Source organism: Nonomuraea antimicrobica (assembly GCF_039536965.1).
In the GTDB taxonomy this organism is placed as follows: Bacteria; Actinomycetota; Actinomycetes; order Streptosporangiales; family Streptosporangiaceae; genus Nonomuraea; species Nonomuraea antimicrobica.
This window is the reverse complement of record NZ_BAAAZP010000204.1, coordinates 47,215-60,765: the sequence shown is the minus strand read 5'-3', so window position 1 is coordinate 60,765 and position 13,551 is coordinate 47,215. Positions and strand designations below refer to the sequence as shown.

General features: G+C 72.4%; 16 protein-coding genes. 12 read left to right on the top strand and 4 right to left on the bottom strand.

All coding sequences use genetic code 11. The annotated features are described in order from the left end of the window. A partial coding sequence (locus ABD844_RS45170; protein WP_344893430.1) for a hypothetical protein occupies positions 1 to 291 on the bottom strand: 291 nt, incomplete at its 3' end. Positions 292 to 620: 329 nt separating this feature from the next. Between ABD844_RS45170 and ABD844_RS45165 the strand changes: the two genes are divergently transcribed. The 12 genes from ABD844_RS45165 (at position 621) to ABD844_RS45110 (ending at position 11,081) form a co-directional block, all read left to right on the top strand. Next, positions 621 to 1,289, top strand: a complete 669-nt coding sequence (locus ABD844_RS45165; protein ID WP_344893427.1) for a hypothetical protein — start codon at positions 621 to 623, stop codon at positions 1,287 to 1,289. Position 1,290: 1 nt separating this feature from the next. After that, positions 1,291 to 2,007, top strand: coding sequence for a hypothetical protein (locus ABD844_RS45160; protein ID WP_344893424.1), 717 nt, complete (start codon positions 1,291 to 1,293; stop codon positions 2,005 to 2,007). Continuing rightward, a complete protein-coding gene (locus ABD844_RS45155; protein ID WP_344893421.1) occupies positions 2,004 to 3,299 on the top strand; it encodes a TadA family conjugal transfer-associated ATPase in 1,296 nt (431 codons plus the stop codon). The genes ABD844_RS45160 and ABD844_RS45155 overlap by 4 nt, the downstream gene beginning before the upstream one ends. A 2-nt stretch (positions 3,300 to 3,301) precedes the next feature. After that, a complete protein-coding gene (locus ABD844_RS45150; RefSeq protein WP_344893418.1) occupies positions 3,302 to 4,153 on the top strand; it encodes a type II secretion system F family protein in 852 nt (283 codons plus the stop codon). Continuing rightward, the gene (locus ABD844_RS45145; protein WP_344893415.1) at positions 4,146 to 5,066 is read left to right on the top strand and encodes a type II secretion system F family protein; all 921 of its coding nucleotides are present in this window, start codon (positions 4,146 to 4,148) and stop codon (positions 5,064 to 5,066) included. Before ABD844_RS45150 ends, ABD844_RS45145 begins: the two co-directional genes overlap by 8 nt. 3 nt (positions 5,067 to 5,069) lie before the next feature. Further along, positions 5,070 to 5,321 carry a hypothetical protein gene (locus tag ABD844_RS45140; RefSeq protein WP_344893410.1) on the top strand — a complete coding sequence of 84 codons (252 nt, stop codon included), beginning with the start codon at positions 5,070 to 5,072 and terminating at the stop codon, positions 5,319 to 5,321. Next, positions 5,305 to 5,775: a TadE/TadG family type IV pilus assembly protein gene (locus tag ABD844_RS45135; RefSeq protein WP_344893407.1), complete on the top strand. Its 471-nt coding sequence runs from the start codon at positions 5,305 to 5,307 to the stop codon at positions 5,773 to 5,775. The genes ABD844_RS45140 and ABD844_RS45135 overlap by 17 nt, the downstream gene beginning before the upstream one ends. After that, positions 5,772 to 6,176, top strand: coding sequence for a TadE/TadG family type IV pilus assembly protein (locus ABD844_RS45130; protein ID WP_344893404.1), 405 nt, complete (start codon positions 5,772 to 5,774; stop codon positions 6,174 to 6,176). The genes ABD844_RS45135 and ABD844_RS45130 overlap by 4 nt, the downstream gene beginning before the upstream one ends. After that, positions 6,173 to 6,598 carry a pilus assembly protein TadG-related protein gene (locus ABD844_RS45125; protein ID WP_344893401.1) on the top strand — a complete coding sequence of 142 codons (426 nt, stop codon included), beginning with the start codon at positions 6,173 to 6,175 and terminating at the stop codon, positions 6,596 to 6,598. Before ABD844_RS45130 ends, ABD844_RS45125 begins: the two co-directional genes overlap by 4 nt. 153 nt (positions 6,599 to 6,751) lie before the next feature. After that, entirely contained in the window at positions 6,752 to 9,538 is a 2,787-nt protein-coding gene (locus ABD844_RS45120; protein WP_344893398.1) for an AfsR/SARP family transcriptional regulator, read from the top strand. Next, positions 9,535 to 10,152: a hypothetical protein gene (locus tag ABD844_RS45115; protein WP_344893395.1), complete on the top strand. Its 618-nt coding sequence runs from the start codon at positions 9,535 to 9,537 to the stop codon at positions 10,150 to 10,152. The genes ABD844_RS45120 and ABD844_RS45115 overlap by 4 nt, the downstream gene beginning before the upstream one ends. Next, positions 10,149 to 11,081, top strand: a complete 933-nt coding sequence (locus ABD844_RS45110; RefSeq protein ID WP_344893393.1) for a hypothetical protein — start codon at positions 10,149 to 10,151, stop codon at positions 11,079 to 11,081. The genes ABD844_RS45115 and ABD844_RS45110 overlap by 4 nt, the downstream gene beginning before the upstream one ends. Before the next feature lie 65 nt (positions 11,082 to 11,146). Here ABD844_RS45110 and ABD844_RS45105 read toward each other — a convergent pair whose 3' ends face one another. From ABD844_RS45105 to ABD844_RS45095, 3 genes are all read right to left on the bottom strand, one after another. Further along, entirely contained in the window at positions 11,147 to 11,437 is a 291-nt protein-coding gene (locus ABD844_RS45105; RefSeq protein WP_344893391.1) for an RpnC/YadD family protein, read from the bottom strand. Between the two features lie 93 nt (positions 11,438 to 11,530). Continuing rightward, positions 11,531 to 12,043, bottom strand: coding sequence for a methylated-DNA--[protein]-cysteine S-methyltransferase (locus ABD844_RS45100; protein ID WP_344893389.1), 513 nt, complete (start codon positions 12,041 to 12,043; stop codon positions 11,531 to 11,533). Continuing rightward, positions 12,040 to 13,530, bottom strand: coding sequence for an AlkA N-terminal domain-containing protein (locus ABD844_RS45095; protein ID WP_344893386.1), 1,491 nt, complete (start codon positions 13,528 to 13,530; stop codon positions 12,040 to 12,042). Before ABD844_RS45095 ends, ABD844_RS45100 begins: the two co-directional genes overlap by 4 nt. Positions 13,531 to 13,551: the final 21 nt, after the last annotated feature.

Genomic DNA, 13,551 nt, shown 5'->3' with positions numbered 1-13,551 from the left:
CGCCCGGCCGTCGCGCCACAGCGTGGGCGCGGCCCGGCCGGGCCGCTCCGGCCTGCGTGGGCGCGGCACGCGGGGGACCGCGTGGGCTCCCACGTGCGTACCGGCGCGGGGCACGGGGCCGGCGGCCGTCATGCCGTAGGGGGCGCGGGCCTTGGGCAGCCGGACGACCTCGGCCAGCGGGCCCTGGTCGCCGAGCGCCTCGCTCAGCCTCGCGACCGTGACGCCGTCGTCGCCGTCGATCACGACGTCGCGGTCGCCCTGCCCGCCGATCACGGTGAGCATGATCCGCATGGTGCCGTCTCCTGGGTCGACTTCGGGCGCCCAAGGTAACGCCAGGAGCGCGGCCGGGCGTGCCGGTTGACGGCAATGGCATGACCGAGTTCGCACGAAGGCCGGATTCGCGAAAAGCTGTGATTTCTGCGACGGGAGTTATTGAAGTGGCGGCATGCCGGATAAATGCGCATCCGTCAACTCGATAGAAACAATAGGCATCGATTATTTCCGCTTGACAGCATGTCACCTGCGAAACAAGCATGGGTATCCGAATTCCGCCCACGTCGCAGTGATGATCCCCACATAATGGCGTGAATTCCGCAATTCACTTCGGGAGCCCCCCACCCATGAGGACCAGTGAAAAGCCTGCCGTCAACGCGGCGGCGGGGTTGTCCGGCCCGGCCTCGCGCAAGCTCCCCGTCTCACCCAGGGAACGCAAGCCGGCCCTGGCCGCCCTCGCCGTCCTGCTCATCCTGGGCGGCGCGCTGGCCACGACCCTGCTCGTGCTCAACAGCGGCGACCGCGTCTCCGCCATCCGCGTCACCCAGCAGATCGGCGCGGGACAGAAATTCAGCCAGCAGGCGATCGAGGAAGTGAAGATCGCCGACACGGGCGTCGACTTCGTCTCGTGGTCGCAGCGCGCGCAGGTGCTCGACAGCTTCGCGGCCGTCACCATCCTGCCCGGCACCCTGCTGACCAACCAGATGGGCGTACGCGCCAGCAGCGAACTGGGCGAGGGAAAGGCCACGGTCGGACTCTCGCTCAAGCCGGGGCAAATGCCGGCCGGAGTCGCCGAGGGCGACCGAGTACAGGTGATATTCGTGCCGAGCCGGTCGAGTCAGGGAGAAAGCCGCGTACTCGCCGCCAGTGCGCTCGTCTTCTCCGCCGGTGACCGCTCCAGAACCGGTAGCTCCGGTCAGATCACCGTGGTCGTCGACGCGCCGGCCGCGCCGGAAATCGTGTCCGCCGCCTCCAGCGGGGAGATCGCGGTGGCCGAGCTTCCGGGGGCACGCTGACGTGGCGCTGATCGTACTGGCCGCCGACAAGGGCGCCCCGGGGGTGACCACCGCCGCCACGGCACTGGCGGCGGTGTGGCCGCGTCCCGTGCTGCTGGCCGAATGCGACCCCGCGGGCGGCGACCTGGCCTACCGGCTGCCCGCCGCGGGCGGCGGCGTGCTCAACCCCGGCAGGGGGCTGCTCACCCTCGGGGCCACCGCCCGGCGCGGGCTGGAGGCGGCGCAGATCCACGAGCACACGCAGAAGGTCGTCGGCGGCCTCGACGTGCTGGTCGGGCTCACGCACGGCGAGCAGGCGGCCGGGCTCACCTGGCTGTGGGGCCCTCTCGGCCGTTCGCTGGCCGCCGTCCCGAACGCCGACGTGATCGCCGACTGCGGCCGCCTCGGCGCCCACCCGCAGCTCGGCGACCTGCTGGCCGAGGCCGAACAGGTCGTGCTGCTCACCAGAGCCACCCTCGACCACGTCGCCCACCTGCGCGAACGACTCCAGATCAGCAAGGCCCACGGCGTCGTCGTGATCGCCGACCCGCGCACCTACCGGGGCTCGATCGAGGACGTACGCAGGATCGTCGGCCCGAGCGTCCAGTTCGTGCACGGCCTCGCGTACGACCCCAAGGGCGCCGAGCTGCTGCGCGGCCAGTGGGGCGGCCGTCTCGACCGCTCCCTCCTCATCCGTACGGCCCGTGACCTGGCGGCAAGGCTGGTGAGCCAACGATGATCGACCACTCGCTCGTCAAACGCTTCCGCCAGGAGGTCGGCGACCGCCTGGCCCACCAGCGGCGGCTCGACCAGGCCAACGGCCTGCCCCCGATGACCGGGGAGGACGAGCGCCAGTTCGCCAGGGCGCTGATCTCCCAGGTGCTGGAGGAGCACGCCCGCAGCGAGATCGGCCTCGGCCGCACCCCGCCCACGGTGGAGGAGGAAGAGGCGCTCGCGGCGGGCATCCACGCGGCGCTGTTCGGGGTGGGCCGCCTCCAGCCGCTGCTCGACGACACCCAGGTCGAGAACATCGACATCAACGGCTGCGACCGGGTCTTCGTCAGCTACGCCGATGGGCAGGAGCTGATGCACGACCCGGTGGCCGACTCCGACGACGAGCTGATCGAGCTGATCCAGATCCTGGCGGCGTACTCGGGGCTGTCGAGCAGGCCGTTCGACACCGCCAACCCGCAGCTCGACCTGCGGCTGCCCGACGGTTCCCGGCTCAGCGCGGTCATGGACGTCACGGTCAGGCCGGCCGTGTCGATCCGCCGCGCCCGCCTGGGCAAGGTGTTCCTGTCGGATCTGGTGGGCAACGGCACGATCGGCGCGGACGTGGGACGCTTCCTGACCGCCGCCGTCGCCGCCCGCAAGAACATCATGATCGCCGGGTCCACCAACGCCGGCAAGACGACCCTGCTGCGCGCCCTGGCCAACGAGATCCCGTCCGTCGAGCGCCTCATCACCGTCGAACGCGCCCTTGAGCTCGGCCTCGACCAGTTCCCCGAGCTGCACCCCAACGTGGTGGCCTTCGAGCAGCGCCTGCCCAACTCCGAGGGCCAGGGCGAGATCTCCATGGCCGAGCTGGTCCGGCGCTCGCTGCGGATGAACCCCAGCCGGGTCATCGTCGGCGAGGTCCTCGGCGACGAGATCGTCACCATGCTCAACGCCATGACCCAGGGCAACGACGGCTCCCTGTCGACCATCCACGCGAACTCCAGCATGGAGGTCTTCAACCGCATCTCCACCTACGCCCTGCAGGCCGGGGAGCGGCTGCCCATCGACGCCACCCACATGCTCATCGCCGGCGCCATCGACTTCGTGGTCTTCATCGAGAAGCGCAACGACTACCACCTCGGCGGCAAGCTGCGCCGCTTCGTCTCCAGCATCCGCGAGGTCAACGGCTGCGACGGCCGCGTCCTGTCCAGCGAGGTCTTCGCGCCGGGGCCCGACGGTGCCGCCCTGCCGCACGCTCCGCTCTCCTGCCTGGAAGAGCTGGCCGCGCACGGCTACAACCCGGGGGGATGGTAGGCATGCCGTTCACGTTCGACCCGCTCGCGCTGCTGGCCGGCGCGGTGGCGGGCGGAGGGCTGTTCCTGTTCGTCCTGGCCATGTACGGCCTGCGCCCCCGCCCGCCCCAGCCCAAGCGCCACCTGGTCAAGATGCTGACCACCCGCGCCGCCGTCGCCGCCGTGGCCGCCACCGCGGTCCTGCTCGTCACCGGCTGGCCGGTCGTGGCCGTGGGCACGGTGCTGCTCGTGTTCGCCTGGCGCGGGCTGGCGGGCGGCGCCGCCGAGGAACGCGTCGCCATGCACCGCCTGGAGGGCCTGGCCGCCTGGACGGAGTCGCTGCGCGACACCATCGCCGGCGCCGCCGGGCTCGAACAGGCCATCCCGTCGTCCATCAGGGCCGCCGCGCCCTCGCTCAGGCCGCACCTGCGCGCCCTGGTCGACCGGCTGCACACCCGGATGGCGCTGCCCGAGGCGCTGGCCCGCTTCGCCGACGAGCTCGACGACCCCTCGGCCGACCTCGTGGTGGCCGCGCTCATCCTCAACTCCCGGCTGCGCGGGCCCGGCCTGCGCGACGTGCTGGGCGCGTTGGCCGTCTCGGCCCGCGAGGAGCTGGACATGCGCCGCCGCGTCGAGGCGGAACGCCGCGCCACCAGGCGCAGCGTGCAGATCGTGGTGATCACCGCGCTGGTGTTCGCCGGGATCCTCGTGGTGTTCAACCCCTCCTACGTGGCCGAGTACGAGGGCTTCCTCGGGCAGGCCGTCCTGGTGGTCGTGGCCGGGCTGTTCGGCGCCGGGTTCGCCTGGATGCGGCGGCTGGCCAGGTTCGACAAGCCCACGCGGCTGCTCATGGGAGGAGGCGGCGGCCATGGTTGAGGGCGCACTGGCCGGTGGGGCGCTCGGGCTCGGGCTCTTCGTACTGTTGCGGGCGCTCTTCCCGGCCCGTCCCGGCCTGGTGTCGCGGCTGCTCGCGCTCGACGCCGTCCGCGAGGACGCGGGCGCGCCGCGCATCCAGCTCGTGCTGCCCGACGAGGAGGTCAGCGCGTTCCGCCGCGGCCTCGGCGCCCGGCTGGCCCACCTCTACGGCGCGCGCGGCTGGGAGGCGCGCTCGATCAAGGCCGACCTGGCCCTGATCGGCCGCTCGTTCGAGGCGTTCCTGGCCACCAAGGCGCTGCTGGCCGCCAGTGGCCTGCTGGCGTTCCCGCTGCTGCTCGCCTGGCTGGTGCTCATGGAGTGGGGCACCTCTCTGGCCATCCCGTTCTGGGCCGCCGTGCTCGTGGCCGCCGTCTTCTTCTTTCTGCCCGACCTACAGGTGAAGCGGGACGCGGCGGCCAAGCGGCGCGACTTCCGCCACGTGGTGGGCGCCTTCCTCGACCTCGTCTCCATGAACCTGGCCGGCGGCCGCGGTGTGCCCGAGGCCCTGATGATGGCCGTCTCGGTCAGCGGCGAGCAGCCCAACTGGGCGATGGGCCGCATCCGCGACGCCCTGAGCGGCGCCAGGATCGTCGGCATCACCCCGTGGCAGGCGCTCGGCCAGCTCGGCGAGGAGATCAACGTCGACGAGCTGCGCGACCTGTCGGCGGCGCTCGGCCTGGTGGCCGACGACGGCGCCAAAGTCCGCGCCTCGCTGACGGCCAGGGCGGCCACGCTGCGCCGCCGGGAGCTGGCCGAGATCGAGGGGCGGGCGGGCGAGCGTTCGCAGTCGATGCTCGTGGCCCAGCTCCTGCTCTGCGCCGGTTTCGTGATCTTTCTCAGTTTTCCAGCCGCAATGAAGATGTTGGGGGTCTGACCGATGCACCATCCCTGGATCGTTTACCTCACCGCGTACCTGGGCGATCGGGTCCACCGTGCGCGTACCGCGCCGACCCGCGGGGCGTCCGCCGTCGAGTGGGTGATCATCACCGCCATCATCGCCGGTGTCGCACTCGGCCTGGCCACCTTGATCAAGAGCCTCGTGGAGCAGCAGCAGAGCAACCTCGAACAGAGCTTCGGCGGTGGCGGCACCGGTGGCAACGGAGGGGACGGCGGTGGCGGCCAACCGTGACCGCCCGGCGGCGACGGACCCCGCGCGGGCCCGGCCGCCGCTGGACGAGCGCGGTGCGACGGTGATCGAGCTGGCCATGCTGATGCCGGTCATCCTCGCGACCGTGCTGCTCATCGTGCAGGTCGCGCTCTGGTTCCACGCCCGCGAGGTCGCCGAGGCGGCGGCCAGGGAGGGCGCCAGGGTGGCCAGGTCGGCGCCGTTCGACTCGGGCGGCTGGCAGGGGGCGGCCACCGGTAAGGCCACCGAGATCGTCCGGACCATCGGCCCCCGGCTGCTGCGCGACGCCGCCGCCACGACCTCCGAGAAGGAGCCCGACGAGCGCTTCGTCACCGTGACCGGCAGCGCGGTCCAGGTGATCCCGCTGCTGCCCGACCTGACCTTCACGATCACCGCCACCTCCGGCGGTCCCGTCGAGTGCTTCCGTCCCGACAACGGCGGCGAGGACTGCGAATGAGCCGCGATCGCGCAGGCCGCGAGCGGGGGTCCATGGCGGTGGAGACCGTCATGCTGGCGCCGGTGTTCCTGCTGTTCCTCATGTTCCTGGCCGGTGCGGGGGTGCTGGTGGAGTCGCAGGGCCGGGTGAACGGGGCCGCCCGCGACGCCGCCAGGTCCGCGTCCGTGCAGCGCACGCTCGACGACGCGGAGGCCGCGGCGCAGGCCATCACGACCGGCGTGCTGGAGGACCGCTGCCGGTCCTCCGCCGTCTCCCTGGACGGGTCGGAGTGGGAGCAGGGCGGCCACGTCCAGGCCGAGGTGACGTGCGAGCTGGACCTCGCCTTCCTCGGCTTCGGCGGCACCAAGCAGCTCACGGGCACGGCCGTGGTGCCGCTGGAGCAGTTCAGGAGGGTCGAATGAGGTCCGGCGAGTCCGGCGAGCGCGGGTCCATGTCGGTGTTCACGGTGCTGTTCTCGGTGGTCGTGTTCCTGCTCGCCGGGCTGCTGGTGGACGGCGGGTCGGCGATCAACGCCCGGCTGCGCGCCGCGGACGTGGCCGAGCAGGCCGCACGGGCCGGGGCCGACCAGCTCGACGTCGACCACCTGCGCCAGACGGGCCAGACACGGTTGCTCGGCGAGGACCAGGTGTGCGCCAGGGCGGACGAGATCGTCGCGGCCCAGGGCGGCGACGACGTGAGCCCCGGCGAGTGCTCGGTCGGCCAGGGCCAGGCGCAGGTGACGGTGACCGTCTTGGTGCGGTGGGAGGCGTTCTTCCTCAGCGCGATCGGCTTCTCCGGCTCCGAGATGACCGGCGAGGCCACCGCTGCGCCGGAAGCGAGATAGCCGAAGAGACAGCCGAAGCGAGACGGCCCAGAGGCGAGACAGCCGAAGCGAGACAGCCGAAGTGAGATGGCCGAAGCGAGTCAGACCGAATCCCGCCACTCGATGGATGCGGGACACCAGAGGCACGACGCTGGAGCGGAGAAAGGAGAGGCGATGCCGTCGCGACAGCCCGCGCGTGCGCACGGACGTCACAGTCCCGTGCGCGCCCCGGCCAGGCGCAGCGCCGGTGACGTGGTCGCCGGGTTCGGGGCGCTGCTCGTGCTGGTGGCGCTCGTGGGCGGGGTGCCGTACGCGCTGCTCACGTTCGTGGGACCGCCGCTCAGGCCCGAGTTGCTCGACCTGGAGACGCTGGCCGGGAGCGTCGGCCCGAGCACGATCATCGCGGTGCTGGTGCTGCTGGTGTGGCTGGCCTGGTTCCAGCTCTTCGCGTGCGTGCTGGTCGAGGTGTACGCCGGGGTCCGCCGGGTCGGCATGCCCGCCCGCGTACCGCTCTCCGGCGGCACGCAGTTCCTGGCCAACAAGCTCGTCTCGGCGGTGTTGCTGCTGTTCACCGCCGGGGCGATGGTGGTGCCGCTGGCCAAGCTGGCCCCCACGCCGGCCGCTCCGCCGGTGACGGCGGTCGCGTACGCGGCCCCGCTGGTCGAGCAGACGCTGGAGACGCCCAAGACCAAGAAGGTCTACGTGGTGCAGCCGCCGCACGGCCGCCACCACGAGAGCCTGTGGGAGATCGCCGAGAAGTGCCTCGGAGACGGCCGAAGGTACCCCGAAATTTACCGACTCAACCAGGCGAAAGAGCAGCCCGACGGCAGCCGTCTGAGGATGGCCGACCTGATCAGGCCCGGCTGGGTGCTCGACATGCCGGACGACGCGAGGAACGTCCACATCGTCCCCGTCGATCAGCCCCGCGACCAGACCCTGCGCGACCACCCCGGCCGGGCCCACGTGGACCGCGACGCCGACGGCCGGCAGGCCGCGGGCAACGGCCAGGCCAAGCACCGCCAGCAGGACCAGCGCGCCGACCGACAAGAGCAGCGGGGCCAGGACCAGGGCAAGAACGGCCAGGACCAGCGCCAGAGCGGCCAGGCCCAGCGGCAGGACGACCGGCGGCCGGACCGGGACCAGCAGCCGGTCATCCAGGAGGCCCGCGACGGCGAGCTGGTCGACTACCTCGCCCCCGCCTCGCTGGCCGCCGCCGGGCTGCTGCTCGTGCTGGCCAGACGCCGCCGCGAACAACTCTGGCGCCGCGTGTTCGGCCGCCGGATCGTCCGCCCGCGCGACGACGCCGCGCAGGCCGAGGTCGCGCTCCGGCTGGGCGGCGACGCGCCGGGCGCCCGCGTCCTGGACGTCGGGCTGCGCATGCTCGGCGCCGAACTGGCCGCCCAGCGCCGCACCCCGCCCATCGTGTACGGAGCCCACCTGTCCGCCCGCACCCTCGACCTGTGGATCCACCCGCCGGACCCCAACGCGCCCGCCCCGTGGACGGCGGCCGACGGCGGCCAGATCTGGCGGCTGCCCGCGCACGAGGGCCGCCTGCTGCCCGACCCCGGGAGCCACGGCCAGGGGCGCGGGGCGCCGTACCCGGGGCTGGTCTCCATCGGCACCGACGACGGCGGGCGCGTGCTCATCGACCTGGAGGCGGCCCAGGGCCTGATCAACGTACGCGGCCCGCAGACCACCGCCGCGCTGGCCGCCCTCGCCGTCGAGCTGGCCACCAACCGCTGGTCCGACCGCATGCGCATCACCCTCGTCGGCTTCGGCGCGGAGCTGACCGCGATCGCGCCCGCCCGCATCAGGGCGGTCGGCAGCCTGGCCGAGGTGCTGCCCGAGCTGGAGGCGAGCGCCGCACCACGCAGGGAGGTGCTCACCGGCCGCATCACCGGCAGCCGGCGCGGCGCCCACTACCTGCTGTCCGCGGTCGCGCCCACGCACGAGGAGGCCCGCCGCCTGGCGCTGCTGGCCCGCCGCGACACCGCCGGCTACGTGCTGGCGGGCGAGGTCCCGCACGCCACCTGGACCCTGGAGATCGGCGACGACGGCAGGGCCAGGATCGCCGAGCTGGGCTTCGAGGTGGAGGCGCAGCTCCTGCCGCGCCGCCACTACCGCGCGCTGGTCGACCTCTTCCGCACCGCCGACCGCTACGACGGCGAGCCCATCCCCGAGGCCGAGCCGCTGGCCGGGCTGCACCCGCCGGCCGTCGAGCTGAGGATCCTCGGCCCCGTCGAGATCGCCGGCCTGCCCCCGCTGGAGGCCGGCCGCATGGAGCTGGCCACCGAGCTGCTGGTCTACCTGGCGACGCACGTGGGCGGCGTCCATCCCGTGGTGCTCGGCGGCGTGCTGTGGCCGCGCGGGGTCCAGGACATGGTCAGGGACGCCACGATCGCCAGGGTCGCCGAATGGCTGGGGCCCGAGCACCTGCTCACCGACGAGGCGGGCCGGTTCAGGCTGGGGCCGGAGGTGCGTACGGACTGGATGTTGTTCCGCGAGCTGGTCCGCCGCGCGCACGGTGACCCGACGACCAGAGCCGTCCTGCTGGAGAAGGCGCTCGGCCTGGTCAGGGGCCCGCTGCTGGCCAGTCGCCGCCCCGGCGGGTACGCCTGGCTGGCGGCCGACGACCTGGAGTACGACGTGTCCGCCGAGGTGGCCGACGCCGCCCACCAGCTCTGCGAGCTGCGGCTCGCGCACGGCCAGCCGGACGCCGCCGTGTCCGCCGTACGGGCCGCGCTGCTGCTGGCGCCCGACGACGAGGGCCTCTGGCGCGACCTGCTGCGGGCCACGCACGCCACCGACGACACCGTACGGCTGCGCGCCGTCGTCGAGGGCCTGACCCGCCGGGCGGCCTCGCACCCGTACGGGGGCGGCATGGCCCCGGAGACCGAGGCGCTGATCGAGGAACTGCTGCCCACGTGGCGCATTCATGTGGTGAGGGAGTCGTCGGCATGATCGGCATGAGACGAGCGGCGATGGTGCTGGGCCTGCTGCTGCTGGTGGTGGCCGGCTGTGGTGCGGCCGAGCGGGCGTACCGGCCTCAGGAGGCCGCGTCCGCGCCGCCGCCGAGCACCGCGCCCCCCAGCCCCACCGGCGAGCAGCCGCGCTCGGGAACCGAGACGGTGGAGATCGCCGAGGGGTTGCGGACGCGCATCGAATGGCCCGCCGACCCCGACCCGCTGCTGAAGGTCATGGTCGACCAGTACGTCGGCACCCGCAGGGCCGTGGCCGAGGGCCTGCGCGTCTACAAGGACGGCCTCGAACTCGACGCGGCCGTCCAGGCGACCGACTGGGTCGAGTCGTTCGCCGACGAGGGGTGGTCGATGCGCGGGGTCGGACGGCTCTACAACCTGCGGGTCAGCGCCCGGATGGGCAAGGGCGCTCAGGTGGACGCGTGCGTCGACGAGTCGGGGATCCGGATGGTCTCCACTCGCACAGGGAAGGCCGTCAGCCCTCAGCCCGACTGGCTCCGCACCCCCTACGGCCAGAGCGTGGCCGCCCGCCGCGGCGACGACGGGGTGTGGCGCATCAGGACCTACGTACCCTCCAGAGAGAGATGCCCCAGATGAAATCTTGGCTAGCGGCCCTGCTCGTGGCTCCGCTGCTCCTCGATCCCGCCCCGGGCCCCGGCGAGCGGACGACGCAGGAGAAGGAGCAGTCCGGCAACACGGTGGGATGGGTCGGGAAACACACCAACATCAACGTCAGCGGTGACGTCAAGGGCGGCCGGGGCGACGGCTACCGCATCCCGCGCCCGTGCTGGTACGAGCCGGGCCCCACCCCGGAGGAGATGCTCCGCCAGCGCTCCGAGGGCCGCGACGCGGCCAACCGGGCACGGATCGACGAGGAGAGCCACCAGGCGTTCATCCAGCAGTTCAAGGACAAGATCGGGGAGGACGGGCGGTGGTGGCTGCCCGGACTGAACGAGGCCGACCCCAACGGCGTGGCCTGCTGGACCGACCTCGAACAGTTCATCTTCGTGCCCACCGGCACCACGCCGCCCTCCGGCCTCACGATCGAGCAACTGGCCCAGATCGCCAGGGCCGCGCTGACCGTGCCCGAGCCCACCGTCAAGCTGAACCCCGACGCCAAGAGCTACGTCAACCTGCCCACCTGGGTGTGGCTCGAAGGCATCGGCCAGCCGACCCGTACGGTCACGGCGGAGCTGCCCGGCGTCATGAGCGTCACCCTGGTCGCGACCCTCGAGAACATCGAGATCGACCCCGGTACGACGCCCGAGCGGGCGGAGGTGGCCGAGAGCGGTTGCGGGGCCGCCGGCAAGGCGTACACCAAGGGCGGCACGTTCTCCTGCGGCGTACGTTACCTGCGCTCGTCGATCGACCAGCCGCGCGAGCAGTACACGATGACCGTCACTACTGTGTGGCCGGTCGAGGTCGAGAGCGAGGGCGGCGTGGTGCCGTTCCAGTTCGCGCCCGTGCAGGTCGAGACCACGCGTGACGTGCAGGTCGGCGAGATCCAGAGCAACGTGCGCCCCTGACCGTGGATCTGCGCCGAGTCTTCAGGGGCCGGTAGGGGGTTGCCGTAGCGGCCGGGGTCGGTGGATCAGTCGAACAGTTCGTCAGTGCTGGTGGCGGTGATGGCCTTGGTGATCCATGATTCGAGGATGTCCGGGTCGGTGCACTCGGTGATGCGGGTGCGTGCCTCGTCGGTCAGGTGGAGGCCGCGTGCGTTGAGGATCAGCAGGATGGACCTGACCTCGCCTTCGACCTTCCCTTCGACCTTCCCTTCGGCTTTGCCTTCGACCTTTCCTTCGGCTATGCCTTCGGTTTTGCCGCGTTCGACCCACTCGCGGACGAAGGGGAGGTGCATCAGGTCTTCGACGCCTACGGTCATCTCGAGCTCCTTGTACAACTTCTCCGCATCGGGCCTGGGCGCAGTCCGTGAAGTCGGTGTTGGCCAGCGATGCTACCGAACGCAGTTGCGTCTTTACTTAACGTTAGCGATACCTCCAGATTCGTGGGCAAGAAGCCATTCTTTGATGGGTATGCCGTAGTAGTAACCCCCATATCCGCCGCTGCTCGGCAGTATCCGATGGCAGGGGACGAACGGGGCGATCAGGTTCTGGGCGCAGGCCGAGCCCGCCGCGCGGGCGGCCGTCCTGGGCAGGTCCGCGCGCTCGGCCAGCTCCGCGTACGAGATCGTGGTGCCCGCCTTGACCTCCCGCAACACTGCGTGCAGCCGCTTGCGGGTGGGGCTGCCGGGCTGCGAGACCGGCACGTCGTCCAGGGCGTCGAGGTCCCCGTCCAGGTAGGCGCGTACGGCCTCCACGGTGGGCCCCACGGCGTCCACGACCTCCAGCCCCTCGGCCTGGAGCGCGGGCGTGAGCCGGACGAACATCTCCTTGGGCTCGGCCGTGAAACCGGCCGCGACCAGCACACCTTCGCGGGAGAGCAGCGACAGCGGCCCCACCGGCGTCGGTACGAGCTGTGCAGCGATCATGAGGAGCTCCAGAGGTGCAGGGCGGCGTACGCCCGCCACGGGCGCCACCGCTCGATGTGGTCTTCGGGAATGCCCAGGGCGGCCATGCGCTTGACGAGCACCAGGTCGCCCGTGGGCCAGGCGTCGGGGTCGCGCAGCGCACGCAGCGCGACGTAGCTGGCCGTCCACGGCCCGATGCCGTGGACGTTCAGGAGTGCGGCCACCGCCTCGGCCGGGTCCTGTCCGCCGTCGAGGTCGAGGTGCCCTCCGGCGAGGAGGGCGGCCAGCTCCTTGAGCGTGTCGATGCGGCGGTTGGTCAGGCCCAGCCCGGTGAGGTCCGTCTCCATGAGCAGGGTCGGCGTGGGGAAGAGCCCGCCGGGCACGGCGGCTCTGGCCACGATGCGGCCGAGCAGGGTACGCGCCCCCGCCACCGAGATCTGCTGCCCCACGACGGCGCGCACGGCCAGCTCGAAGCCGTCGAACGTGCCCGGCACCCGCAACCCCGGCCGCGCCGCGACGAGCGGGCCCAGCGAGGACTGGCCGAGCACCTCCGAGATGGCGTCGGGGTCGGCGTCCAGGTCGAGCAGGCGGCGGCAGCGGGCGACGAGGCGGGCGAGCTGCCGCGTGTCGTCCACGGCCACGTCGAGGGCGACGTGGCCGCGTTGCGGTGTGAGCGTGATCGTCCCGCCCGGTACGGCTCTGGAGTACGACGTCCGGTCCGCCACCTCCAGCCCGGGAATCGCCCGGGAGGCGAGGAACGCGAAGACCCCGTCCACGTCGTACGGCTCCCGCCGGTGCAGCCGCAACCTGAGCGTGGCGGGCCCGGCCGTCTCCGCCGGCGCGTCGGCGGCCACGAGCGCCTCCGCGGTCAGAGGCGTCGCCGTGGTCGCAGAGGTCGACGTGGTCGCAGGCGCCGCCGCGAGCCGGGCCGCGCGTGGACCCGCCGTGGCGCGCAGCTCGCTGGGCGTGAAGCCGTACGTCTCCCGCATGGTCGCGTTGAACTGCCGTACGCTGCCGAACCCCGCCGCGAACGCCACCTCCGTCACCGGCAGCCCCGTCTCGGTCAGCAACTGCTTGGCCAGCAGCAGCCGCTTCGTCCTGGCCACCGCCAGCGGCCCGACGCCCAGCTCGGCCACGAACAGCCGGTGCAGGTGGCGCTCGGTGATGTGCAGCCGCCCGGCCAGCCCGGCGACGCCCCGCTCGTCGGCCGCCCCGTCGTCGATGAGCCGCAGCGCCCGCCCGACGAGATCGCCCCGCACGTCCCAGCCGGGGTCACCGGGGGACAGCTCGGGACGGCAGCGCTTGCACGGGCGGAACCCGGCCGCCTCCGCCGACGCCGCGTGCCGGTAGAAGCGCACGTTGCGGGACGCGGGCGTACGGGCCGGGCAGATCGGACGGCAGTAGATGCGGGTCGTCGTCACCGCCGTGTAGAAGCGGCCGTCGAACCGGGAGTCCCGGGCGGAGACGGCCCGGTAGCAGGAGTCGAAGTCGAGCTCTGAAGGGGCCATGCCTTCGACGGTATGCCCTTC